Source organism: Pseudomonas sp. TWP3-1 (assembly GCF_049896625.1).
In the GTDB taxonomy this organism is placed as follows: domain Bacteria; phylum Pseudomonadota; class Gammaproteobacteria; order Pseudomonadales; family Pseudomonadaceae; genus Aquipseudomonas.
On record NZ_JAFCUQ010000021.1, the window covers coordinates 67,034 to 91,984 of the forward strand.

At 60.6% G+C, this 24,951-nt stretch carries 20 protein-coding genes and 3 tRNA genes; 1 reads left to right on the forward strand and 22 read right to left on the reverse strand.

From position 1 onward, the window contains the following. The first annotated feature begins 57 nt into the window (after positions 1-57). A complete protein-coding gene (locus tag ACP7BN_RS23775; RefSeq protein WP_426206340.1) occupies positions 58-1,341 on the forward strand; it encodes an NAD(P)/FAD-dependent oxidoreductase in 1,284 nt (427 codons plus the stop codon). 69 nt (positions 1,342-1,410) lie between these two features. Here the strand turns inward: ACP7BN_RS23775 and ACP7BN_RS23780 are convergent, their stop codons facing one another. From ACP7BN_RS23780 to leuD, 22 genes are all read right to left on the reverse strand, one after another. Next, entirely contained in the window at positions 1,411-2,382 is a 972-nt protein-coding gene (locus ACP7BN_RS23780; RefSeq protein ID WP_426206341.1) for an XdhC family protein, read from the reverse strand. Between the two features lies 1 nt (position 2,383). Next, on the reverse strand, positions 2,384-3,619 hold the full coding sequence (locus ACP7BN_RS23785; RefSeq protein WP_426206342.1) for a c-type cytochrome: 1,236 nt from the start codon (positions 3,617-3,619) through the stop codon (positions 2,384-2,386). 2 nt (positions 3,620-3,621) lie between these two features. Further along, positions 3,622-4,161 (reverse strand): (2Fe-2S)-binding protein, encoded by a 540-nt coding sequence (locus ACP7BN_RS23790; protein ID WP_420648688.1) that lies wholly within the window; start codon positions 4,159-4,161, stop codon positions 3,622-3,624. After that, positions 4,154-6,985 carry a xanthine dehydrogenase family protein molybdopterin-binding subunit gene (locus ACP7BN_RS23795; protein WP_426206343.1) on the reverse strand — a complete coding sequence of 944 codons (2,832 nt, stop codon included), beginning with the start codon at positions 6,983-6,985 and terminating at the stop codon, positions 4,154-4,156. Before ACP7BN_RS23795 ends, ACP7BN_RS23790 begins: the two co-directional genes overlap by 8 nt. A 369-nt stretch (positions 6,986-7,354) precedes the next feature. After that, positions 7,355-7,431 (reverse strand) — tRNA-Asp (locus ACP7BN_RS23800). A gap of 93 nt (positions 7,432-7,524) precedes the next feature. Next, positions 7,525-7,601, reverse strand: a tRNA-Asp gene (locus tag ACP7BN_RS23805). Positions 7,602-7,657: 56 nt separating this feature from the next. Beyond that, positions 7,658-7,733, reverse strand: a tRNA-Val gene (locus ACP7BN_RS23810). A 90-nt stretch (positions 7,734-7,823) separates the two neighbouring features. Next, positions 7,824-8,600: an SDR family oxidoreductase gene (locus ACP7BN_RS23815; protein ID WP_426206344.1), complete on the reverse strand. Its 777-nt coding sequence runs from the start codon at positions 8,598-8,600 to the stop codon at positions 7,824-7,826. Next, positions 8,597-9,808 carry an O-succinylhomoserine sulfhydrylase gene (locus tag ACP7BN_RS23820; RefSeq protein WP_426206345.1) on the reverse strand — a complete coding sequence of 404 codons (1,212 nt, stop codon included), beginning with the start codon at positions 9,806-9,808 and terminating at the stop codon, positions 8,597-8,599. Before ACP7BN_RS23820 ends, ACP7BN_RS23815 begins: the two co-directional genes overlap by 4 nt. 81 nt (positions 9,809-9,889) lie before the next feature. After that, entirely contained in the window at positions 9,890-11,395 is a 1,506-nt protein-coding gene (purF, locus tag ACP7BN_RS23825) for an amidophosphoribosyltransferase (protein WP_420648692.1), read from the reverse strand. Positions 11,396-11,436: 41 nt separating this feature from the next. Continuing rightward, positions 11,437-11,997: a CvpA family protein gene (locus ACP7BN_RS23830; protein ID WP_420648693.1), complete on the reverse strand. Its 561-nt coding sequence runs from the start codon at positions 11,995-11,997 to the stop codon at positions 11,437-11,439. 98 nt (positions 11,998-12,095) lie between these two features. Continuing rightward, a complete protein-coding gene (locus ACP7BN_RS23835; protein WP_426206346.1) occupies positions 12,096-12,755 on the reverse strand; it encodes an SPOR domain-containing protein in 660 nt (219 codons plus the stop codon). Next, on the reverse strand, positions 12,739-14,046 hold the full coding sequence (gene folC / locus ACP7BN_RS23840; protein ID WP_426206347.1) for a bifunctional tetrahydrofolate synthase/dihydrofolate synthase: 1,308 nt from the start codon (positions 14,044-14,046) through the stop codon (positions 12,739-12,741). Before folC ends, ACP7BN_RS23835 begins: the two co-directional genes overlap by 17 nt. After that, the gene (accD, locus tag ACP7BN_RS23845) at positions 14,043-14,963 is read right to left on the reverse strand and encodes an acetyl-CoA carboxylase, carboxyltransferase subunit beta (protein ID WP_420648696.1); all 921 of its coding nucleotides are present in this window, start codon (positions 14,961-14,963) and stop codon (positions 14,043-14,045) included. Before accD ends, folC begins: the two co-directional genes overlap by 4 nt. Positions 14,964-15,148: 185 nt before the next feature. Further along, positions 15,149-15,775 carry a phosphoribosylanthranilate isomerase gene (locus ACP7BN_RS23850; protein ID WP_420648697.1) on the reverse strand — a complete coding sequence of 209 codons (627 nt, stop codon included), beginning with the start codon at positions 15,773-15,775 and terminating at the stop codon, positions 15,149-15,151. Positions 15,776-15,839: 64 nt separating this feature from the next. Beyond that, entirely contained in the window at positions 15,840-16,664 is an 825-nt protein-coding gene (gene truA / locus ACP7BN_RS23855; protein WP_420648832.1) for a tRNA pseudouridine(38-40) synthase TruA, read from the reverse strand. A gap of 277 nt (positions 16,665-16,941) precedes the next feature. Beyond that, on the reverse strand, positions 16,942-19,587 hold the full coding sequence (locus ACP7BN_RS23860) for a FimV/HubP family polar landmark protein (protein WP_426206348.1): 2,646 nt from the start codon (positions 19,585-19,587) through the stop codon (positions 16,942-16,944). Positions 19,588-19,796: 209 nt separating this feature from the next. Beyond that, positions 19,797-20,807, reverse strand: a complete 1,011-nt coding sequence (locus ACP7BN_RS23865) for an aspartate-semialdehyde dehydrogenase (RefSeq protein ID WP_426206349.1) — start codon at positions 20,805-20,807, stop codon at positions 19,797-19,799. Positions 20,808-21,079: 272 nt separating this feature from the next. After that, positions 21,080-22,192: an aspartate-semialdehyde dehydrogenase gene (gene asd, locus ACP7BN_RS23870; protein ID WP_150601435.1), complete on the reverse strand. Its 1,113-nt coding sequence runs from the start codon at positions 22,190-22,192 to the stop codon at positions 21,080-21,082. A 66-nt stretch (positions 22,193-22,258) separates the two neighbouring features. Beyond that, positions 22,259-23,341, reverse strand: a complete 1,083-nt coding sequence (leuB, locus tag ACP7BN_RS23875) for a 3-isopropylmalate dehydrogenase (RefSeq protein WP_426206350.1) — start codon at positions 23,339-23,341, stop codon at positions 22,259-22,261. A 58-nt stretch (positions 23,342-23,399) separates the two neighbouring features. Then, positions 23,400-24,164 (reverse strand): class I SAM-dependent methyltransferase, encoded by a 765-nt coding sequence (locus tag ACP7BN_RS23880; RefSeq protein WP_420648702.1) that lies wholly within the window; start codon positions 24,162-24,164, stop codon positions 23,400-23,402. A 137-nt stretch (positions 24,165-24,301) separates the two neighbouring features. Beyond that, positions 24,302-24,946, reverse strand: a complete 645-nt coding sequence (gene leuD, locus ACP7BN_RS23885) for a 3-isopropylmalate dehydratase small subunit (protein WP_426206351.1) — start codon at positions 24,944-24,946, stop codon at positions 24,302-24,304. Between the last annotated feature and the right edge of the window lie 5 nt (positions 24,947-24,951).

Sequence of the window (24,951 nt, forward strand, 5' to 3'; positions counted from 1 at the left end):
TTTTCAACTCGGGTAGGATCGGTGCACTCGTAAAATATATTAAACAGAGGCTGCAGGATGGCGAACACTCCTTACCCAGAGTCTTATTACGCTGCGTCGGCGAATGCCGTACCGCCACGTCCGGCCTTGCAGGATGAGGTAGAGACGGATGTCTGTGTGATCGGCGCCGGGTATACGGGACTGTCCTCTGCCCTGTTCCTGCTGGAGAACGGTTTTCGCGTGACTGTGCTTGAGGCTGCCAAAGTCGGCTTCGGCGCTTCCGGACGCAATGGCGGGCAGATCGTTAACAGTTATAGCCGCGACATCGATGTGATCGAGCGCAGCGTCGGCCCGAAGCAGGCGCAGTTGCTCGGGCATATGGCGTTCGAGGGCGGACGGATCATTCGCGAGCGTGTTGCCACGTACAACATCCAGTGCGATCTGAAGGATGGCGGCGTATTCGCCGCCGTCTCGGCGCGGCAGATGGGGCATCTGGAATCGCAGAAGCGCCTGTGGGAGCGCTTCGGCCACACTCAGCTTGAGTTGCTCGATCAACGACGCATCCGTGAAGTGGTGGCGTGCGATCAATACGTCGGCGGCATGCTCGACATGAGCGGCGGGCACATCCACCCACTGAATCTGGCGCTCGGCGAAGCTGCAGCGGTGGAATCGCTCGGTGGCACTATCTATGAACAATCCCCCGCCGTGCGCATCGAGCGCGGTGCCAACCCGGTGGTGCACACGCCGCAAGGCAAGGTGAGGGCCAAGTTCATCATCGTTGCCGGCAACGCGTACCTGGGCAATCTGGTGCCGGAACTGGCGGCCAAGTCCATGCCGTGCGGCACCCAGGTGATTGCCACCGAGCCGTTGAGTGATGAATTGGCGAAGACTTTGTTGCCGCAAGACTACTGCGTCGAAGACTGCAACTACCTGCTCGACTACTACCGCCTGACGGGCGACAAGCGCTTGATCTTCGGCGGCGGCGTGGTGTACGGCGCGCGCGATCCGGCGAACATCGAAGCGATCATCCGCCCGAAAATGCTCAAGGCCTTTCCGCAGCTTAAAGACGTGAAGATTGATTACGCGTGGACCGGAAATTTCCTGCTGACCCTGTCGCGCTTGCCGCAGGTCGGGCGCCTGGGCGACAACATCTATTATTCGCAGGGTTGCAGTGGCCACGGCGTGACTTATACGCATCTCGCCGGCAAGGTGCTGGCCGAAGCGCTGCGTGGTCAGGCTGAACGATTCGATGCGTTTGCCGATCTGCCGCACTACCCGTTCCCGGGCGGGCAATTGCTGCGTACGCCGTTCGCGGCAATGGGTGCCTGGTACTACGGGCTGCGAGACAAGCTCGGTTTCTGATCAGATTTTCTGACCGCAAAAACACTTGTGGCGAGGGAGCTTGCTCCCTCGCCACAAGTATTGGTTGTGTCAGAGTCGATCGCGAGCAATCCCGCTACGAATCCGCAAGATATCCGCGAGTACCGCCAAGGCAATCTCCGCTGGCGTCTTGCTGCCAAGGTTAAGCCCGATTGGCGCATGAATCCGCGCCAGTTCAACCTCACCCAACCCACCTATCCGGCGCAAACGCTCGAAGCGTTTCTGCGATGTCTTCAGCGAACCCATCACGCCGATGTAAAACGCTTCGGTGCGCACCGCTTCCATCATCGCCAGGTCGTCGATGCGTGGATCATGGGTCAACGCCACCACCGCCGTGTCGCGATGGCAGCCGCCGTCAGCAATGAACACCGACGGCAATTGCCGACGAATTTCCACGCCATTCAGCACTACACCCTCCAGTACTTCATCACGCGGATCGCAGAGAATCACCTCGAAGCCGAGACCGACCGCAAACTCGGCACAGGCCTGCGCCACGCTGGAATAACCCGCGAGCAACAACCGTTGCGCCGCACCGATGCGGATCCGCACGCGATCAATCTCGCGCTCGATCCGCGCGCCCTGCTCCTGATCTGCAAATACGCTGCGCGCGCCTGAGACCAGATCGACCTCACGAATCAACCGACGCTGACCGAGCAACGCCGACTCCAGCTCACGCAGATGCACCTGCACGTCGCAGTCGGCGTCGAATTTCTCAACCAGTACATCAAGAATGCCGCCACACGGCAGGCTGACCCGCGAACGCGGATCATCGCCCTCACCGTAACGCACCACGTTGACCGCATCGAGAAACGCACCTTCGGCAACGCGCTCGAGAAAGTCTTCCTCGACGCAACCACCGGACAGCGACCCCATCCACTGCCCGCCAGCATTGACCGCCAGCAGCGAACCCGGCGCGCGTGGCGCCGAGCCGTAAGTCGTCAGCACCGTGCACAGCCAGATGCGCTGCCCGGCCAGCGACCACTCCAGCGCCCGGCGGATGACCTGCAGATCGAGATGCTGCATGTCAGTGCGCCTTGTGCTCGACGGTCGGGGCGTCGACTTGCAGTTTCTGCACGTCGCTCACCGCCAATTCAGCAGGCTGACCACCCCAACCCTGACGCAGATAGTTGAGCAGATCGGTCAGCTGCCCAGGACTGAGCTTGTCGGCAAAACCCGGCATCGGTTGCATGTGTTCGAACCCGGAAAATTTCTGTTCGCCGATACCATCCTCGATCACTCGCAGCAAATTACGTGGATCTTCCAGACGCAGCGTAGTGTTGCCGCGCATGGCCACAGCGATGTGCGGTTTGCCCTCGCCACCGGCCGCGTGACAACCGGCGCAGACGTTCAGGTATTCCTGACGGCCACGCTGAGCGCTCGGGCTGAGCTTGTCCAATGGCACTTCGGTCAGCGCCTTGGCCTCTGGCGGTTGATCGCCAAGCAGGAACGTCGCCATCGCTGCCAGATCCGGATCACTCAGCCCTTGAGTACTGTTGTGGAACACCGGGAACATCTCGTTGAACATCGTGCCTTGCGCGCTCATGCCGTGCTTGAGGAACGTGCTCAGATCCTGATGATTCCAGCCGCGTGCCGCCAGATCAGTCGCCAGCAGGCTCGGGGCCAGATAGCCATTGAGAATGCCGCCGGTCATGCGCTTGTCTTGCTGCATCGCACCCGGCAAGCCGCGCGGGGTGTGGCATTCGCCGCAGTGCCCTAGCACGTCGACCATGTACTGGCCGCGTTTCCAGGCCTCGCTTTTGCCTTCGGCAGGCTCCAGCTTGACGTCTTTGCCGTAGAGCACGTTCCAGCCCATCAGGCCCAGACGCACGTTGAACGGGAAACTCAGGCTGGTGACCGGCGCAGCGCGCTCGATCGGCTCAACGGTTTTCAGATACGCGTGAATCGCATCCGAATCTTCGCGAGGCATCAAGTGATACGAGGTGTACGGCATCGCCGGGTACAGATTCGCGCCGTCGCGACGCTTGCCTTCGGTCAGCGCGGCGAAGAACTCGTCGTCGTTGTACTGACCAATCCCGTGTTCCTTGCTCGGGGTGATGTTGGTGCCGTAGATCGTGCCGAATGGCGAGACGATTGGCAGCCCGCCAGCATACGGCGCGCCACCCGGCGCGGTGTGGCAAGCCATGCAATCGGCGGCGCGGGCGAGATATTCGCCGCGTTTGACCTGATCATCCGCGTGCGCGAGAAGTACCGGCGCAGCCAAACCGACCGCCAGCGTCAGGCGGGTTAATAGTTGCTTCATGCTCAACCCTCCTTGACCAGGCCGAGATCGGTCAGCACGTTGCGAGTAGCGCTGTAATAACGCACGTACCCGGTGCAACGGCAGATGTGATGGCCGAGGCTGTCCTCGATGACTTGTTCCAGCTGACTTTTGACAATCGGCTGGCGTTGCAGTTTTTCCACCAGCACGGTGGCGGCGTTGACGAAGCCCGGCGCGCAGTAGCTGCACTGGAAGGCGAACTCGTCGACGAAACGCTGCTGAATCGGGTTCAACTCGGTGACCTGGCCTTGCTCGTCACGGGTCGCGTGACCCTCGATGGTACGAACCTTCTTGCCTTCGAAGTAATGTGCGCCGGTGATGCAGGTGCGCACTTCTTCGCTGGTGCCGTCCGGATTATCGACGATCACCACGCAGGCGTGGCAGATGCCTTGGCCGCAGCCCAGACGCGAACCGGTGAGGTTCTTGTATTCGTGCAGGTAGTCGATCATCGGCAGGTCATCAGGGATCTCCACCGGGCCGACGGATTGACCGTTGAGGGTCAGTTGAAGCGGACGGTTAGCCATTGAGGGCCTCCTTGATGCGCGTAGCAGTGATTGGCAGGTCGCGAACACGTTTGCCGATGGCATGAGCCACAGCGTTACCGATGGCACCGACCACCGGGATCATCACCACTTCGGCGATGCCTTTGGACGGATCGCTTGGCGAGAGCGGCGGCAGGATTTCCGCCGTTTGCTTCCACACCGCAACGTGGCGGGCCATCGGCAGGCGATACCGGTTGAAGTTCCAGTCACCCTCCCCCGGCCCGCCTTCGTACAGCGGCATCTCTTCCATCAGCGCATGCCCGATACCCATGGCGATCCCCCCTTCGAGCTGACCGCGCACCAGCTCTTCGACCAACACGCGACCGCATTCCAGCCACGAGTGGTGATTAATTACGGAGACTTCAGCCGAACCTTTGTTGACCTTCAACTCGACCAGCGTTGCGACCGGACTGTAATAAGTCACCGCCGCGTTGTTCAGTTGAGTCGCCGGATAAGCGATGTTCTGCCGATCGAGCAGATGGAAACCATTGCTGCTCATCTGCGCTTTTTTCGCTTTAGGAGCGCCGTCGCCGTACTTCACCGCCAGACCGTCGAGCGGCAAACGCTCGCGCACGCCGTCGATGCTGTATTCGGCCTCGGCCCAACTCCAGCGGTTGAAGCCGTGCACAGTCGCGCCGGTCACCAGACCACGTTCGTGGCAGCGCTTGGCCAGCTCTTCGAACGTCAGCGGCTGCATGCCGTTGGCAGTAAGTTTGCCGTCGACCCAATGCGCATCTTCGCGACGCACCACGTAAGGGTTGGCCTGCCCGCCGAATGGACCTTGGCGCCAGATCTCCAGCGCCGCCGGCCACAGGCCGTGGTTGAACAATACGCGTGCCGCTTCACGGGTGGCGTGGCTGAAGTAGTAAGCAGAGTTGGTCGCCGACGAGGCCGACGCCAGCTTGCCGACCCAACGCGGGTTGCGCAGGAAGCTGTCCTGCTCGGCCTGACTCATGGTGTAAGGATTGCCGCCGGTGATCAGCTGCATTTCCTGCCATTCGGTTTCGCCGGTCTTCACTTCGTGCGCCGGGCTACCGAGGAAATCCGCGACAACCAGTGCTTGCGAGGTGGACATGCCGGTGCCGATCTCGATGCCGATATGGCGCAGGGAAATGCGACCGTCAGCGGTGAATTCGATGCTGGCCATCGGCGCTTCGGAACCGGTGCCGAAGTCTTTCTGGCAAATCGCAAAACCGACGCCGTACCAGTTATCCGGATCGGCCGCTTCACGCTGCTTTTTGATTACATCGCGATTCTTCCAGACTTCGTGCAACGAAGCCTTGTCGAGAATCTCGTGCAGGCGCAGAGCACCGGCCGGGATCGCGCCCTGGGTATTTTTCATCCCCGAACGCAGAGCGTTTTTGCGCCGTAAGTCGATGGCATCGACGCCGAGGCGATCGGCGATTTCGTCGATCATCATTTCAGTGGCAGCCATGCTTTGGAGAGTGCCGTAGCCGCGCATCGATCCCGCTTCAACCGCGCGCGAATGATAGGCCGTCACTTGCAGGTCGTTCTGTGGCATGTAGTAGATCGACTGCGCCGCCGTAGCGCCAACCGCCGCTACTGAAGGGCTGTAGTTGATCCGGCCACCGCCGTCGACACTCATTTCCGAACGGAAAATCTTGAAGCTGTGATCGTCCTTGTCCACTGCCAGTTGGTAGCGAATGTCGAACGGGTGGCGCTTGATGCCGCTCTGGAACTGCTCGTAGCGGTCGTTGGCCAGACGAATCGGCACACCGGCGCCGTACAACGCCGCCAAGGCTGCGTAGTAAACGAAAATATTGTGGTCTTTGGAGCCGTAACCGACGGTATAGCCCGGGTGCATATTCAGGTTGGCCAGGCCGAAGCGCGACGGCGAAATCATCTTCGCGGTTTCGGTCGCAACTTCCAGTGGGCACTGAGTGGCAACCACGAAATGCAGAGTCTTGGTCGCGGGGTCGTACCAACCATTACCGTTGTCCGGCTCCAGCGCGGCCGGTTCGATCGATGGCGTCTTGTAGCGCTCGTCGAACACCAGCCAATTGTCTGGCGGCGTGTCGATCTGTTTCTGCATGCGGTCGGCGTAGAACAGACCACGCTCGGTCAGATTGCCGTGCAGGTTCGGCTGGGCATTCCACACCGGGCGGCGGTTCTTCAGCATCGGAAACAGGATCGAATCCTTGAGGCTGGCGAATTCGTCTTCATCAGCCGAAGTCGCGCCACCGACGCGTACGTAGCGGAAGCTGCCGTACGGATCGCCTTCGTAAAACGGCACTTGCGCACCGTAACGAATCGCTTTGTCGTTGAATTTGAGTTTGTTCTTGGCCTGGCGGAAGCGCTCGAAATCGTTCCAGATCAGGATCGCCACCGGATGCCCGATGAACATCGGCACTTTGCCCGGCGGCAACAGCGGATCGGGCGCGTGTTCTTCCGGGAAGACGATGCCGTCCTTGTCCAGATCGGCCGCAGTGACGATACGGTCAGGCTGCAAGTCGTCGCCGAGCCACGACAGGTCGTAGCCGTCGTAGATGCGATCAGCCTTGATGGTTTTCAGCAACATGGCGTGGCCTTGCTGCTGCGGCCAGCCGGGCATGTCCTTGGAGCGGATGTCGCGGGCGAAGACTTTGCTGCCGCAGACTTTGGACAAAGCATCGTTACGCTGGCGCGCCTTGCCGTTGTTGCCGAGCCACTGCTCGGACGGCACGGTCACGCTGTTTTCCATCAAGGCAGCCAGCGCCTGAGTGCTAAGCGGTGTAAGCGTGACGCTCACACCCGCTACCAGCCCGCCCTGCAGGAACGAGCGCCGGGATATTTCACGGTTGGACATGGATCATCCTCTGGGCGGTTATGCATCCGCCCTTCTGGTTATGTGCTGGGAATCTCGAGTCTTGCAGAAGCTCTTTCTGGCGAAGCAAAGAGCTGTGTTGACAGTGCAAAGCTGACCGAAAGGTTAACTTTAAAGGTTTCTGCGCTCGCCGCAAACAACCAGTTACAAAAATCTGACTAAAGAATCAAAAATCAATGCGGCATTGCACCGCAGTGAACCGGTAGAAACAAAAAAAGGATAATCAGGAGACGGTCAAATTTCAGACACAAAAAACCCCGGTCTTTCGACCAGGGTCTTTGCTATCGATTCCGAATCAACCAGCGGTTGCTTTCGGTGTTTCAAGGCGTTCAGTGGTCCTTGAAACAGATATGGCGCAGCGGACGGGACTCGAACCCGCGACCCCCGGCGTGACAGGCCGGTATTCTAACCGACTGAACTACCGCTGCGTATCGCTTTGAGCTTGCGCTCAAGTAACTCGTTTGATTGAAAGCTTCGGTGCTTTTCAATCGCGAACCAGACAATGTCTGACTCGTTAAATATGGCGCAGCGGACGGGACTCGAACCCGCGACCCCCGGCGTGACAGGCCGGTATTCTAACCGACTGAACTACCGCTGCGCGTCGGTGCAGGCACTTTCAGCCTACGCTCTTGCTTACGCAAGTTTCTCGGGGAGTGGTGGGTGATGACGGGATCGAACCGCCGACATTCTGCTTGTAAGGCAGACGCTCTCCCAGCTGAGCTAATCACCCGTTTGCATCTCCGAGGCCGCGAAATTTACGCAGGTAGCGAACCTAAGTCAATAGCAGGATTGAAGTTTTTCTGAAAAAGACAAAAACGTGTCATTCCGAGTAAATCATCTTCTTGGTCATGCCGCCGTCGACCACGAATTCCTGCCCCGTCACGAACCCGGCATTCTTCGACAGCAGCCAGGCCACCATCGCCGCGACGTCTTCGACCGTCCCTACCCTGCCCGCCGGATGCTGCGCATGATCGGCATCAGCCAACGGCTCGGCACGCCTCACAGACGGATCCCGCGCATCGATCCAGCCCGGACTGACCGCGTTGACGCGAATCTCCGGCCCGAGGCTGATCGCTAGGGCGTGCGTCAGGGCCAGCAAACCGCCCTTGCTCGCCGCGTAGGCCTCGGTATCAGGCTCGGACTGCCCGGCGCGGGTCGAGGCCAGATTGACGATCGCCCCATTGTGCGCGCGCAGATACGGCGCACAGTGCTTGGCCAGCAACATCGGCCCACTGAGGTTCACCGCCAGCACGCGATTCCAGTAAGCCAGATCGAGGCTTTCCAGCGTGATGTTGTGCGGATCGGCTATCGCTGCGTTGCACACCAGTGCATCCAGACGACCGAACTGACCCAACACTTCAGCCACACATAAAGCAACCTGACTCTCGTCCGAGACATCCATGGCGATAAACCAGGCGTTCTCGCCGAGCACCTTGCTGACTTTCGAACCACGCACCCGATCCAGATCCGTCAGCACCACCTGCCAGCCTTCGCTGATCAGCCATGCCGCGATGCCCAGACCGATACCGCGTGCGGCACCCGTGACCAGCGCAACTCGGCCATGAGTCCCGGCCTTCGGCGTGGACAACTCGATCACAGTGCCGCCAAGCCACGCGCCAGATCTGCTTGCAGATCAGCCACATCTTCCAGGCCAACCGCGATGCGAATCAGGCTGTCACGAATGCCCGCCGCTTCACGCTCTTGCGGCGCCAGACGACCGTGGGAGGTGGTGCTCGGGTGAGTGATGGTGGTTTTGCTGTCGCCAAGGTTGGCGGTGATCGAAATCAGTCGGGTCGCATCAATAAAGCGCCACGCGCCCCCTTTGCCGCCCTTGACCTCGAAGCTCACCACCGCGCCGAAGCCTTTCTGCTGACGCTGCGCCAGTTCGTGCTGCGGATGGCTCTTGAGACCGGCGTAGTGCACTTTCTCGATGCCGTCCTGCCGCTCCAGCCACTCGGCCAGCTCTTGCGCGTTGGCGCAGTGCGCTTTCATGCGCAGGCTGAGGGTTTCCAGGCCTTTGAGGAAGATCCAGGCGTTGAACGGACTCAAGGTCGGCCCGGCAGTGCGCAGGAAACCGACAACTTCTTTCATCTGCTCGCTGCGACCGGCCACCACACCGCCCATGCAACGGCCCTGGCCGTCGATGAACTTGGTCGCCGAGTGCACGACAATGTCAGCGCCCATCTTCAGCGGCTGCTGCAACGCAGGCGTGCAGAAGCAGTTGTCGACCATCAGCATCGCGCCTTTGGCGTGCGCGATTTCGGCGAGTGCGGCGATATCCACCAACTCCGCCAGCGGGTTGGATGGCGATTCGACAAACAGCAATTTGGTGTTGGACTTGATCGCCGCATCCCACGCCGGCAGTTCGGCCAGCGGCACGTAGTCAACTTCGATGCCGAATCGTTTGAAATACTTCTCGAACAGGCTGATGGTCGAGCCAAACACGCTGCGCGACACCAGAACGTGATCGCCAGCACTGCACAAGCTCATCACCACAGCCATGATTGCGGCCATGCCAGTGGCGGTGGCGACTGCCTGCTCGGCGCTTTCCAGCGCAGCGATGCGCTCTTCGAACGCGCGCACGGTCGGGTTGGTGTAACGCGAGTAGACGTTGCCCGGCACTTCGCCGGCAAAGCGCGCAGCCGCGTCGGCAGCAGTACGGAACACGTAGCTGGAAGTGAAGAACATCGGATCACCGTGTTCGCCTTCCGGCGTGCGGTGCTGACCGGCACGTACGGCCAGGGTATCGAACGCTACGCCTTCGAGGTCGCTGTCCAGCCGACCGGCATCCCATTCCTGACTCATGCTGTCTCTCCTTGCCCTGTTCGCGAAAAAATAAGTGTCTTTTGCCGGATACAAAACCGGCCCCTCAGGGCCGGTAGAAACTCAGTTGTTGTACAGATCGATGATCGCACTGACCGCCTGGGTCTTGACCTTCGACAGGTCGTTGCGCGCCTGCTCGATCTTGTTCAGGTAAGCCTCGTCGACGTCACCGGTGACGTACTTGCCGTCGAACACCGCGCAATCGAAGTTCTCGATCTTGATCTTGCCGCCACCGACGGCTTCGATCAAGTCAGGCAGGTCCTGATAGATCAGCCAGTCAGCGCCGATCAGATCAGCCACATCCTGAGTCGAGCGATTGTGCGCGATCAGTTCGTGCGCGCTCGGCATGTCGATGCCGTACACGTTCGGGTAGCGCACGGCCGGTGCCGCGGAGCAGAAGTAAACGTTCTTCGCGCCAGCTTCACGGGCCATCTGGATAATCTGCTTGCAAGTAGTACCGCGAACGATCGAGTCGTCCACCAGCATCACGTTCTTGCCGCGGAATTCCAGCTCGATGGCATTGAGTTTCTGGCGTACCGATTTCTTGCGCGCGGCCTGGCCGGGCATGATGAAGGTACGGCCGATGTAACGGTTCTTGACGAAACCTTCGCGGAATTTCACGCCCAGATGGTTGGCCAGTTCCAGCGCGGCGGTGCGGCTGGTGTCCGGGATCGGGATGACCACGTCGATGTCGTGCTCTGGACGCTCGCGCAGGATCTTCTCGGCAAGCTTTTCGCCCATGCGCAGACGTGCTTTATAAACAGATACGCCGTCGATGATTGAATCCGGACGCGCCAGGTAGACGTGTTCGAAGATGCACGGGGTCAGCGATGGGTTGGTCGCGCACTGGCGGGTGTGCAGCTTGCCGTCTTCAGTGATGTAGACCGCTTCACCCGGCGCCAGATCGCGAATCAGGGTGAAACCGAGCACGTCCAGCGAAACGCTTTCGGAGGCGATCATGTACTCCACGCCTTCGTCGGTATGACGCTGGCCGAACACAATTGGACGGATGCCGTGCGGGTCGCGGAAACCGACGATGCCGTAACCGGTGACCATCGCCACTACTGCGTAACCACCGACGCAACGGTTGTGCACGTCGGTCACGGCGGCAAACACGTCTTCTTCGGTCGGTTGCAGCTTGCCGCGCTGGGCCAGCTCGTGGGCGAACACGTTGAGCAACACTTCCGAGTCGGAACTGGTGTTGACGTGACGCAGGTCGGATTCGTAAATCTCTTTGGCCAACTGTTCAACGTTGGTCAGGTTGCCGTTGTGCGCCAAGGTAATGCCGTAAGGCGAGTTGACGTAGAACGGCTGAGCTTCAGCCGAGGTCGAGCTGCCGGCGGTCGGGTAGCGGACGTGGCCGATACCCATGTGGCCGACCAGGCGTTGCATGTGACGCTGCTGGAACACGTCACGCACCAGACCATTGTCTTTGCGCAGGAACAACCGGCCATCATGGCTTGTGACGATACCGGCAGCGTCCTGGCCGCGGTGCTGGAGCACGGTTAGCGCGTCATACAGCGCCTGATTGACGTTCGACTTACCGACGATACCGACGATGCCACACATGCGACGCAACCCCTACTTAATGGATCTGAACTGAGCAACACTCACTGCGGCGTTTTGGCCGACGGCATGAGTTGCTCCTTGAACGGAATATCAGCGGGTACGCTGATACCGCTGGCAAGCCACTGACTGCTCCACCCGAGAATCAGGTTTTTGGACCAGTCTGCGACCAATAGAAACTTTGGCACGAGCTGTGATTCTTTCCACCACCCGTCCTGCTGTACCGGCCCCAGGCTCAACAGCCCGACCGCCACGACCACCAGCAACACGCCACGCGCAGCGCCGAAGGCCATGCCGAGGAATCGATCGGTCCCGGACAACCCGGTGACGCGAACCAACTCGCCGATAAGATAATTGATCATTGCGCCCACGATCAGTGTGGCGACAAACATGATGGCACAGCCCGCGATCACGCGAGCCGATGGGGTTTCGATGTATCCGGCGAGGTACTCGGACAGTGCGCCACCGAACATCCAGGCGACGACTCCTGCGATGATCCAGGTCACCAGCGATAATGCTTCCTTGACGAAGCCGCGGCTCAAACTGATCAAAGCGGAGATGGCGATGATTGCAACGATCGCCCAGTCAACCCAAGTAAATGGCACAGTGCAGCCTACAGACGGATAAGGCGGCGCATTTTAGCAGAGCGCATGGCTGTCGGTAAGCTGCGATTTTCAGTGCATTCCTATCGTATCGATAGATATCAGCCGCGCTCGGGCTGGAAGCGTACGACAAAACCCTTGAGGTTCTGCTGGCGACCCAGAAGATCACGCAGGCGATCGGCTTCGGCGCGCTCGATCAGCGGCCCGACGAACACCCGATTCTTGCCGTCGGCAGAGCGAATGTAGGCGTTGTAGCCCTGGCTGCGCAGGTTCTTTTGCAGGGCTTCGGCACTGGCACGACTCGACAGGCTCGCCAGTTGCACCGACCAGCTTACCGACAGGCCGTTGGCGTCGACGCGGCTTTGCGTGGTATCCGGTTTGGCTGGCGCAGCGGCAATCGGCTGGGCCGGCGCGGCGGCAGGCTTGGTCACGGGCGCCGGAACCACCGGTTTGGCCTGCGCAACGGGTGCCGCTGGAGCTTGCGTTACCGGGGCAATCGGCATTGACGGCGCAGTCTGCTCGGCGACTTCTTCGTCGCTTGGCACGGGCTCTTGCGGCAGGACGCGTGGATCGGTCACCGCCACCGGCTCCATCTGAATCTGCGCCACAGCCGGCGCTTGCGGCGCGGTCGGCGCCTCGACGGTCACTTGCCGCTGCTCATCCTGACGGGTAAACAGCATCGGCAGGAAAATCACCGCCAGCGCCACCAGCACCAGAGCACCGACCATGCGCTGTTTGTACGCTTTATCCAGCAAAGCCATTTGCCGCTTCCTCCGTGGAGCGCCGGGCCAGCCATTCAAGGGCCTCGGCAACACAATAAAATGATCCGAACAACAGAATCTCGTCGTCACTGCTGGCCACGGCACACTGCCCTTCGAGGGCGGCCGCGACACTGTCGTATGACGTCACCGACGCACCAAGGTTCTGCAGTGCTGCCTGCAACTCTCCCACCGGACGCGCGCGCGGCGAATCCAGCGGTGCCACGGCCCAGTGCTCGACACTAGCACTCAACTCGCCGATAACACCATCCAGATCCTTGTCCGCCAGCAGACCGAACACCGCCAGACGTTTGCCGACCGGAGGCCGACTGGCCAGACGCCGCGCCAGATACTCCGCCGCGTGCGGGTTATGCCCCACGTCCAGCAGCAGATTCAGGCGCTTGCCGTTCCAGTCGAACGAGCGACGATCCAGACGCCCGACCACGCGAGTTGCCTGCAATGCGCCAACAATCTGCTGAGCGTGCCACGGCAAGCCCAGCAGTAAATAAGCCTGCAAGGCCAGCGCGGCGTTTTCCATCGGCAGATCGAGCAGCGGCAAGTCACGCAGTTCGACCGATTGCCCTTGGGCATCGGTGCCGCGCCACTGCCAATGCTGATCGGTGATCCCGAGATCAAAATCGCGTCCACGCAGGAAGAACGGGCACGCCAGCTCGCGCGCCTTGTCGAGCAATGGCTGCGGCGGGTTCAGATCGCCACACAGGGCAGGTTTGCCCTGACGGAAAATTCCGGCCTTCTCGAAGGCCACGGATTCGCGGGTGTCGCCCAGATAATCGGCATGATCGACGCCGATGCTGGTGACCAGTGCGATATCGGCATCGACCACATTGACCGTGTCCAGACGCCCGCCCAGACCGACTTCCAGCACCACAGCGTCGAGCCCGGCCTGTTGAAACAGCCAGAACGCCGCAAGGGTGCCCATTTCGAAGTAAGTCAGGGACGTATCGCCACGCCCGGCCTCGACCGCGGCAAAGGCTTCACACAGCTGTGCATCAGTGGCTTCGACGCCATTGAGCTGCACCCGCTCGTTGTAACGCAGCAGGTGCGGAGAATTATAGACACCAACAAGCAGGCCCTGCGCCCGCAGCAAGGAAGCCACGAAAGCACAGGTCGAACCCTTGCCGTTGGTGCCGGTGACCGTTATCACCCGAGGCGCCGGCTGGCCCAGCCCCATGCGGGACGCTACCTGTTGCGAACGCTCCAGGCCCATGTCGATGGCCGACGGATGCAACTGCTCGAGGTAGGCGAGCCACTCGCCAAGGGTGCGCGCGGTCATACGTTGGCAGGCACCGGCGGAACAACGATCGGCTCGATTGGCGCGGCGACGAATTTCGGCGTCGGCAGGCCCATCATTTGTGCCAGCAGGTTACCCAGACGCGGACGCAGTTCCTGACGGTGCACGATCATGTCGATCGCTCCGTGCTCCAGCAGGAACTCACTGCGCTGGAAGCCTTCCGGCAGTTTTTCACGCACGGTCTGCTCGATCACGCGCGGACCGGCAAAGCCGATCAGGGCTTTCGGCTCGCCGACAATCACGTCGCCGAGCATCGCCAGACTGGCGGAAACGCCGCCGTAGACCGGGTCGGTCAGTACGGAGATGAACGGAATGCCTTCTTCACGCAGACGCGCCAGTACCGCCGAGGTCTTGGCCATCTGCATCAGCGAGATCAGAGCCTCCTGCATCCGCGCGCCACCGGAAGCGGCGAAGCAGATCATCGGGCAACGGTTTTCCAGCGCGTAGTTGGCAGCGCGCACGAAACGCTCGCCGACGATTGCGCCCATCGAACCGCCCATGAAGCTGAATTCAAACGCCGAAACCACAACCGGCATGCCCAACAGGGTGCCGCTCATGGAGATCAGCGCGTCTTTTTCGCCGGTCTGCTTCTGCGCAGCGGTCAGGCGATCCTTGTACTTTTTGCCGTCGCGAAATTTCAGACGGTCAACCGGCTCCAGGTCTGCACCCAGTTCGGCGCGGCCTTCGGCATCAAGGAAGATGTCGATGCGCGCACGTGCGCCGATGCGCATGTGGTGGTTGCACTTGGGGCAAACGTCCAGGGTCTTTTCCAGTTCCGGACGGTACAGCACAGCCTCGCAAGACGGGCATTTGTGCCACAGACCTTCAGGCACCGAGCTCTTCTTGACCTCGGAACGCATGATCGAAGGGATCAGTTTGTCTACCAACCAGTTGCTCATGCTTTCTATCTCCAGTACCGGCGGCCCGAACGCTCTGGTTCGCGGCCCCGCGTATGCCCTTCAGCTAAATTCATGGGTGGCGATGATTGATGGATGGCCGGGTCAGCAAAACTGACCTGCGTACGACCCAAAAAATCCTCAGCCTGTTTTCTACCAAGCTGTGGACGGCGGCAGTCTGCCAGCCGTCACATCGTCGTTTTGCGTACTGCGTTGATAAAAGCCTGAATCTTCGCGTGATCCTTGATGCCCTTGCTCGCCTCTACTCCGCCGCTCACGTCCACGGCGTACGGCCGGACCTGGGCGACTGCGTCAGCGACGTTATCCGGCGTCAGTCCACCGGCCAGAATCAATGGTTTGCTCAGCACTTGCGGAATCAGTGACCAGTCGAAGGCTTCGCCGGTTCCGCCGGGCACGCCTTCGACGTAAGTGTCGAGCAACACGCCGCTGGCACTCGGGTAAGCATCGCAGGCGGCGGCAATGTCATCGCCGGCCTTGACCCGTAAAGCTTTGATATAGGGACGATGCCAGCCTTCGCACTCGGCAGCGGTTTCATCACCATGGAACTGCAACAGATCCAGCGGCACGGCATCGAGGATTTCCCCCAACTCGCAGCGGCTGGCGTTGACGAACAGGCCGACCGTGGTCACGAACGGTGGCAGCGCCTGAATGATCGCCCTTGCCTGCTGCACGGTCACGGCGCGCGGACTTTTAGCGTAGAACACAAAACCGATGGCATCGGCCCCGGCTTCGACGGCGGCCAACGCATCTTCTATGCGGGTAATCCCGCAAATCTTGCTGCGAACGGCTGACATGTCGATAAAAACCCCAAGGCAAATCCGAGAAAGTCCCGGATGGTAACAAATGCGTTCGAGGGCGTCAGCCGTCAAGTTCCGAGAAACCCGTAAGGAAATGTGGCCCGATGAAACGCTCAGGCAACGGGAACTCGTCGTGATACTCGACCTGCACCAGATACAGACCGTACGGATGCGCCGTGACCCCGCCGGAACGCCGTTCGCGGCTTTCCAGCACTTCCTTCATCCACTCCACCGGACGCTCGCCCGCACCAATGGTCATCAGCACGCCGGCAATGTTGCGCACCATATGGTGCAGGAAGGCGTTGGCACGGATGTCGAGCACGATCATTTTGCCGTGACGGGTCACGCGCAAGTGATGCATCTTCTTGATCGGCGACTTGGCCTGGCACTGACCGGCCCGGAACGCGCTGAAATCATGGGTGCCGACCAGATATTGCGCGGCTTCGGCCATGCGCTCTACGTCCAGCGGACGATGATTCCAGGTGATTTCTTCGTTGAGGTGCGCCGGGCGGATCTGATCGTTGTAGATCACGTAGCGATAGCGTCGCGCAATCGCCTTGAACCGCGCATGAAAATGCGCGGGCATGACTCGGGCCCAGCTGACACTGACGTCGTGGGGCAGATTGATGTTGGCGCCCATGACCCAGGCTTTCAGCGAGCGGTCGACTGTGGTGTCGAAATGCACCACTTGACCGCAGGCGTGCACGCCCGCGTCGGTACGTCCGGCGCACTGCAGCGAGATCGGCGCATTGGCGACCTTCGACAGGGCTTTTTCGAGGGTTTCCTGCACCGTGGTCACACCGGTCGACTGGCGCTGCCAGCCGCTGTAGCGCGAGCCTTTGTACTCAACGCCGAGTGCGACGCGAAAAAAGCCTTCGGGTGCCATTTCGGCGGCCGGGGTATCGATGTTTGCCAAGATGGGACAGCCTGCTGTTTTTGCAAAGGCGGGCATTATAAGGCTGTGGTTCGTGGATGCCAGAGAGTTCTCTGTCGCCTGATCGGGCCCCATCGCTGGCAAGCCAGCTCCCACAGGTTTTGTGTGCGCCGCGGAAACTGTGGGAGCTGGCTTGCCAGCGATGACAATAGCCCAGACAACACCCATTCCAGCACAAACAAAAACGGCAGCCTCAATGGCTGCCGCTTTTTCTGCCGCTGAACCTGACTTACAAGCTCGAAAGCATTTCTTTCGCTTCGCCGCGCTGCTTCTCGTTACCCTCGGTCAACACTTCCGTGAGGATGTCGCGCGCGCCGTCGTTGTCGCCCATGTCGATGTAGGCCTGAGCCAGATCGAGTTTGGTCGCGGCTTCGTCGGTACCGGCGAGGAAGTCGAAATCATCTTCACCCAGCTCATCACCCAGCGCCGCATCGGCTTCGGTGAACGTCGGCTCGTTAATGCTGCCCGACAGACTATCCAGCTCGGCATTGACGTCGTTCAGTTCGCTTTCGAACGCGTCCGGCTCGGCTGGGGCTGCATCCATCTCGTCAGCCAACGACAGATCGAAATCGGCCGGCAGCTCCAGGTCATCCGGCATTTCTGCCGCGACCGGCGCTTCAACTGGCGGCAGATCCTTCACGCCTTCGTCCAGATCCAACAGGAAATCATCGTCCGCCAGCTCTACCGGTGCCGGCGCAGGATCGGCACCGAGGTCCAGATCGAGGTCAAAGTCCGACAGGTCGTCGAGGTTTTCCTTGATCTCGGTCTGCTGTTGCAGCACCGACTCGAAGCTCAGGTCATCGTCGGACGGGAATTCGTCCAGCTCCACCGGTGCTTCAGGCTCGACAGCAGCAACTGGCTCGATTGGCGTGATGTTGTCCAGATCATCCAGGCTCAAGTCGAATGTGCTGTCCAGATCGTCAGCAGGCGCAGCCACCGGAGCAACCGGCGCTTCGTCTTCATCCAGCAGCAATTCCTTGACGTATTCCGCGTCCAGCTCGGCGGCGATGGCGGCAGCCGCCAGACCGCTTGCAGCCACCACAGCCATGGCCGGGAAGCGGGTTTTCAACTCTTCGACTTTGGCGAAGTTATCGCCGTTGGCAACCAGTTGACGCTCCTGCACCACGAACGCATCGCGGTCGCCCTGACGGCCGTAGACTTCCATCAGTTTCAAACGCAGATCACTGCGCTGCGGTTCCAGGCTGATGCCCTCCTCCAGCAACGCGGCAGCCTGATTCAAGCGACCGGCATCAAGGTGCGACTGGGCTTTGTCGAGCACGTCATCGGAACGTTCGCCCGACGGCGCGACCAGTGGCGCTGAGATCGGCTCAGCCATCACGATTGGCGCGACTACCACAGCAGGTGCCGGAGTGACTGGCGCTGGTGCGAGCGTGACGCTGGCGGCTGGCGTTTCCAGACCTTCGAAGCTGCTTTGCGGCAGATCGTCATCGGCGGAGAACGACTGTTCCTCCAGCGCACGCGCCATGCGCAGATGTTTGTCGGCTTCTTGCTGAGCCTTGCGGCGACGCGCCAGCAGCAACAGCAGAAGCAACAACACCACAGCGCCACCACCGACCAGACCCAGCAGGATCGGATTGGTCAGCAGTTCGTTGAAGGTTTTCTCGTCGTCAGCGACAGGGGTCGTTTCGACGACCGGCCCAACCACCGGCTCGACTGGTGTTTCAACCGGCGGCGCAATAGCCGACTCTGGCGTAGGCGCTGCCGCTGCGGCCTCTGCTGGCGTGGCTGGCGGTGTGGCAGCCAGCTCGGCAGTGATCGCTGGAACAGCAGGATTCACGGCCGGCGCAGCGCCCGCCCCTTCAGCCTGCATCTTCGCCAGTTGATTGTTCTTCAGTTCGATCAGACGTTGCAGCTTGTCTAGCTGACTCTGCAGATCGGACATGCGGCTTTTCAGTTCCTCGTTGTCACGACGGGTCGTGTCGAGGCTTTCCTGAGTGACCGCGAGTTTGTTGCTCAGCGCCTTGGCATCACCGGCCGGGCCTTTGCCGCGACCCTTGGCGTTTTCGGCGGAGACCAGACTGAGATTGTCCTTGGCGTTTTGTGCCGCGCCCGTATTGGCGCGACCACGGTTGGTGGCATCCAGCTGTTGCTGACCGGTGCCAGGCTTGGCCACATAACGCCGGCCCTGACGCCAGGCTTCGTTCTGCGCCGCGACTTCAGCGATGGCAGCCGATTGCGGCAACGCAGCACTTTGTACGGCGTCCGGCAGACGCAGCACCTGACCGGTTTTCAAGCGGTTGATGTTGCCGCCAATGAACGCATCCGGGTTCAAGGCCTGGATTGCGAGCATGGTCTGCTGCACCGAACCGCCGGTACGCGCCTTCGCCGCGATTTCCCACAGGGTATCGCGCGGCGTGGTGGTGTATTGGTTCGGATGGGTCGCGCCGGTGCTCGGTGCGGTGATGGTCGAAGCCGGCGCAGGCTGAGCAGCGGCGTCAGCGGTCTGCGGCGAGAACTTCGACGGATCCAGCAGCACGCTGTAGTCACGCAGCAGACGGCCGTTGGGCCACATCACCTGCACGAGGAATTTGACCATCGGTTCCGACAGCGGCTTGCTCGAGGTTATACGCAGCACGCTTTTGCCGCTGGCGTTGAGCACCGGGGTAAAGGTCAGGTCGTTGAGGAAGGCCTGGCGATCGACGCCGGCCTTGGCGAAATCTTCCGGCGAGGCCAGGCTCGGCACCACTTCGGCAGCGGTGAGATCCTTGACATCGAGCAGCTCGATTTCCGCCAGCAGCGGCTGGTTCAGGGTCGACTTCAGGGTCAGCTCCCCGAGCCCGAGGGCATGCGCCATACCGGAGGACAGCGCCGAGGCGGCCGCTATTGCTAACACCAGTTTGCGAACTTGAACCATAGCCTCATCCTTTGTTTGAACGTTCCTCGGCCAGCGAGAAGATATTGATTGCCGCTGCCGTAAGGCATTGCGCGCGACGACGACAGCATGTCGCGCGCGATCATTTCTTTGATGCCCCGGAAAGTCCCGGAGGGTGAAACGTTATCAAGTGCTCCGGCCAAGCATAGCGCCCGGCTAGAATCAGTCGACAAATTGTTGCCAAGTATCTTTTACAGCAGGTCTTTTATCAACAATTCGGCGACCTGCACAGCATTGAGTGCCGCGCCTTTACGCACGTTATCTGACGTCAGCCACAGATTAAGTTCCGCCGGCTCGTCGACCCCGCCACGCACCCGCCCGACATAGACCACGTCCTGCCCTACCGCGTCACCGACCGCCGTCGGGTAATCACCGGCCTCGACCAGCTCGATACCCGGCGCATCTTCGAGCGCAGCGTTGACCTTTTGCAGGTCGACCGCGCTCGCTGACTGCAAGGTCACGCTAAAGCTATCGCCAAAAAACACCGGGGCTTGAACACAAGTTGCGGAAATCTTTAATAAAGGCTGTGCCAGCACCTGACGCAGCTCGCGCACCAAGCGTTTTTCCAGCAGCGTATGGCCCTGTGCATCCGGCGTACCGACCTGCGCCAACAGGTTGAACGCCATCTGCCGGTCGAAGAATGTCGGCTCCAGCGGACGCAGATTGAGCAGCTCGGCAGTCTGGCGGGCCAGTTCGGAAACGGCTTCGCGACCTTGTGCGGAAACGGCCAGATTAGCGGTGACATGCACGTATTGCAGATCGATCAGATCTAGCAGCGGCGCCAGCACCACGGCCAGTGTGGTAGCCGACGGGCTCGGGCTGCTGACCTGGAACGGCGCTTTCAGACTGGCTATCACTTGGGCATTGGCTTCGGGTACCACTTGCGGCGCCTGATCGGCCGGCAAGGCGCCGGACAGGTCGATCAACGAGCAACCGGCAGCGTGCGCACGGGCGGCATAGCTCAGGGTGACGGCCGGGCCGGCTGCGAAGAAGACAAGCTTGACCTTGGCGAAATCGAACTCGTCGACCTCACGCACGCGCACGTTCTTGCCGCGATACGGCACCGAACTGCCCGCCGATTCGCTGCTGGCCAACAGGTGCAGCGTGCCGATCGGGAATTTGCGTTCTTCGAGAATCTGTACGAGGGTTTCGCCGACAGTACCGGTGGCGCCGATCACGGCAATATCAATGGTCTGGCTCATGGTGCTACCTCTGGCGAAACGGGGGGAGCGGCACTTTACCGGGTGACCGCTACGCAGGCAATTTCTGCCGGGGTTTTGTATTGGTTGTTCTGGCCTCATCGCTGGCAAGCCAGCTCCCACAGGTTTCGAAGGTGTACATCAGATTTGTGCCCACCACCGATCACTGTGGGAGCTGGCTTGCCAGCGATGAGGCCAAACCAGACAACCGAGAACCCCAAACAAAAAAACCCGCGCCTGTTTCCGGGCGCGGGTTGTTTCACAGCTTCAAGCGATCAACGTTCAAGCAGAATCCGCAGCATGCGACGCAGCGGTTCGGCCGCGCCCCACAGCAGTTGGTCGCCGACGGTGAAGGCGCCCAGATACTGGGTGCCCATGTTCAGCTTGCGCAGACGGCCAACCGGAACATTCAGAGTGCCGGTGACCTTGGTCGGGCTCAGCTCCTGCATGCTGATTTCGCGCTGGTTCGGCACCAGCTTGACCCACGGGTTGTGCTGGCTGATCAGCCCCTCGATATCAGCAATCGGCACGTCTTTGTTCAGCTTGATGGTCAGCGCCTGGCTGTGGCAACGCATGGCACCGATGCGCACGCAGATGCCATCAACCGGGATCGGGCTCTTGAAGCGGCCGAGGATCTTGTTGGTCTCGGCCTGCGCCTTCCACTCTTCACGGCTCTGGCCGTTCGGCAGTTCCTTGTCGATCCACGGGATCAGGCTGCCAGCCAACGGTACGCCGAAGTGTTCGGTCGGGTAGGCTTCGCTGCGCATGGCTTCAGCCACACGACGGTCGATGTCGAGGATCGCGCTGGCCGGATCCGCCAGTTGCTCGGCAACAGCGCCGTGGGTCACGCCCATTTGCTTGATCAGTTCGCGCATGTGCTGCGCGCCGCCACCAGAGGCTGCCTGATAGGTCATGGCGCTCATCCACTCGACCAGACCGGCTTCGAACAGACCGCCCAGGCCCATCAGCATCAGACTGACGGTGCAGTTGCCGCCGATGTAGTTTTTGGTGCCTGCATCGAGTTGCTGGTCGATCACCTTGCGGTTGACCGGATCAAGGATGATGACCGCATCGTCATTCATGCGCAGGCTCGAAGCCGCGTCGATCCAGTAACCCTGCCAGCCTGCTTCACGCAGTTTCGGGAAGACTTCGCTGGTGTAGTCGCCGCCCTGGCAGGTCAGGATCACATCGAGGGTCTTCAGCTCTTCAATGCTGTAAGCGTCCTTGAGCGGAGCAATGTCCTTGCCCACGGACGGGCCTTGGCCACCGACATTGGAAGTGGTGAAAAACACCGGCTCGATAAGATCGAAATCCTGCTCTTCCAGCATCCGCTGCATGAGCACGGAACCGACCATACCGCGCCAACCGATCAGACCTACACGTTTCATCGCAACTACACCTTCTTGAAAAGTGGGCCGCTGCTTTGTATTGAATTGCGCAGCGGGCCCGAGAGATTACAGATTCCGCAGCGCGGCGACTACAGCGTCGCCCATTTCCTGCGTACCGACTTTTGTACAACCGGGCGAATAGATGTCGCCAGTACGCAGCCCTTGATCGAGCACCACGCTCACGGCTTTCTCGATGGCGTCGGCCGCCGCGTGCAGATTGAAGCTGTAACGCAGCATCATCGACACCGACAAAATCGTCGCCAACGGGTTGGCAATGCCCTTGCCGGCGATATCTGGCGCGGAACCGTGGCAAGGCTCGTACATGCCCTTGTTGTTGGCATCCAGCGAGGCCGACGGCAGCATGCCGATCGAGCCGGTAAGCATCGACGCTTCGTCGGAGAGGATGTCGCCGAACAGGTTGTCGGTGACGATCACATCGAACTGCTTCGGCGCGCGCACCAGTTGCATCGCGGCGTTGTCGACATACATGTGGCTCAGTTCGACATCCGGGTAGTCCTTGGCCACTTGCTCGACCACTTCGCGCCACAGTTGGCTGGAAGCGAGCACGTTGGCCTTGTCTACCGAGCACAGTTTCTTGCCACGCACGCGGGCCATGTCGAAACCGACGCGGGCGATGCGGCGGATTTCGCTTTCGCTGTACGGCAGCGTGTCGTAAGCCTGACGCTCACCGTTCTCCAGCGTACGCGTGCCGCGCGGTGCGCCGAAGTAGATGCCACCGGTCAACTCACGCACGATCAGAATGTCCAGACCGGCAACGATTTCCGGCTTCAGGCTGGATGCTTCGGCCAGTTGCGGATAGAGGATCGCCGGACGCAGGTTGCCGAACAGACCGAGTTGCGCACGGATTTTCAGCAGGCCGCGCTCAGGGCGGATGTCACGCTCGATGGTGTCCCATTTCGGACCGCCCACCGCACCCAACAGCACGGCATCGGCAGCGCGCGCACGGTCGAGGGTTTCGTCGGCCAGTGGCACGCCATGCTTGTCGATGGCCGCGCCGCCGATCACGTCGTGGCTCAATTCGAAGCCCAGGCTGTACTTGTCGTTCGCTAGCTCCAGCACCTTGACCGCCTCGGCCATGATTTCCGGGCCAATACCGTCACCTGGGAGAATCAGAATCTGCTTGCTCATGCTTTCCTCATGTCTTCAGTCGGTGCGCCATCAAGCGGCGCGCCCGGAAAAATACTGTTTAGCGTTCGGCCCACAGCACCAGCACATCTGTACTGAACGAACCATCGGCCTCAATCTCAAAATATTCGCGTACTTCGTTGCCCATCGACTGCTGCAATTCGCGGATCGCGGCACGCATCACTTCCGGTGTGCGCATGCGCTCGACCCAACTGGTGTATTCCAGCCGCAACCGCTGCCGCGTGGTGCTGCGCGTATGCAAACCGGCCTCGCTGACTTGGCGCAACCACTCACCGGCGGAATAATCGCGCACATGGCTGGTGTCGCGCAGCACTTCGACGCTTTGCAGGTAGGTGTCGAACAGCGGGCTACCCGGCGACAACACATCGATGAACGCCGCCACACCGCCCGGCTTCAGCACCCGGCGCACTTCGCGCAGGGCCAGGCCCAAGTCGCTCCAATGGTGCGCCGAATAACGGCTGAAGACGAAGTCGAATTCGCCATCGGCGAATGGCAGACGCTCAGCGGCACCGTTGACCGTGGACACGTTGCTAAAACCGCGATCAACAGCGGCAGCGGCGACCACATCGAGCATTTGCTGCGACAGGTCGTAGGCCACCACTTCTTTCACCAGCGATGCCACATGAAAACTCACATGACCGGCGCCGCAACCCAAGTCCAGCACCCGGGCCTCGCCCTGCCCGGCCAGTTCGGCCTGTAGCAGCGCAAACTCTGTGCCTTGAGCGTGAACGGCGCTGCTCAGGTAGGCGGCAGCCTGTTCACCGAATTGCTTCTGGACAACCTGAGTGTGGGCGGTGCTGGTCATTGGGATTTTCCTTTGATTTTTTGGTGCCTGTTCGGGCCTCATCGCTGGCAAGCCAGCTCCCACAGTGATTTGCAGCGTTCACAAAACCTGTGGAAGCTGGCTTGCCAGCGATGGGGCCCGCTCTGACGACATCAATCTCAAGCGTCGCGAAACAACCACGGCTGGCTCGCCCGATGCTTGCTTTCAAACGTTGCAATCGCTTCGTGGTCCTGCAAGGTCAGGCCGATATCGTCCAGGCCATTGAGCAGGCAATGCTTGCGGAACGCGTCGATCTCGAAGCTGTAGACCTTGCCATCAGGACGGGTCACGGTTTGCGTCTGCAAATCGACCTGCAATTGATAGCCCGGCTCGGCCTCAACCTGCTTAAACAATTCATCGACTTCAGCGTCGCTCAAAATGATCGGCAGCAAGCCGTTCTTGAAGCTGTTGTTGAAGAAGATGTCGGCATAGCTCGGCGCGATGATGCTGCGGAAACCGTACTCTTCCAGCGCCCACGGCGCGTGCTCACGGCTGGAGCCGCAACCAAAGTTCTCGCGGGCCAGCAACACGCTGGCGCCTTGATAACGCTCGGCGTTGAGCACGAACTCCTTGTTCAGCGGGCGCTTGGAGTTGTCCTGATACGGTTGCCCGACATCCAGATAACGCCACTCGTCGAACAGGTTGGGGCCGAAACCGGTGCGTTTAATCGATTTCAAAAATTGTTTCGGGATGATTTGGTCCGTGTCGACGTTGGCACGATCCAGAGGGGCAACAAGTCCAGTGTGCTGGGTAAAAGCTTTCATGCTGC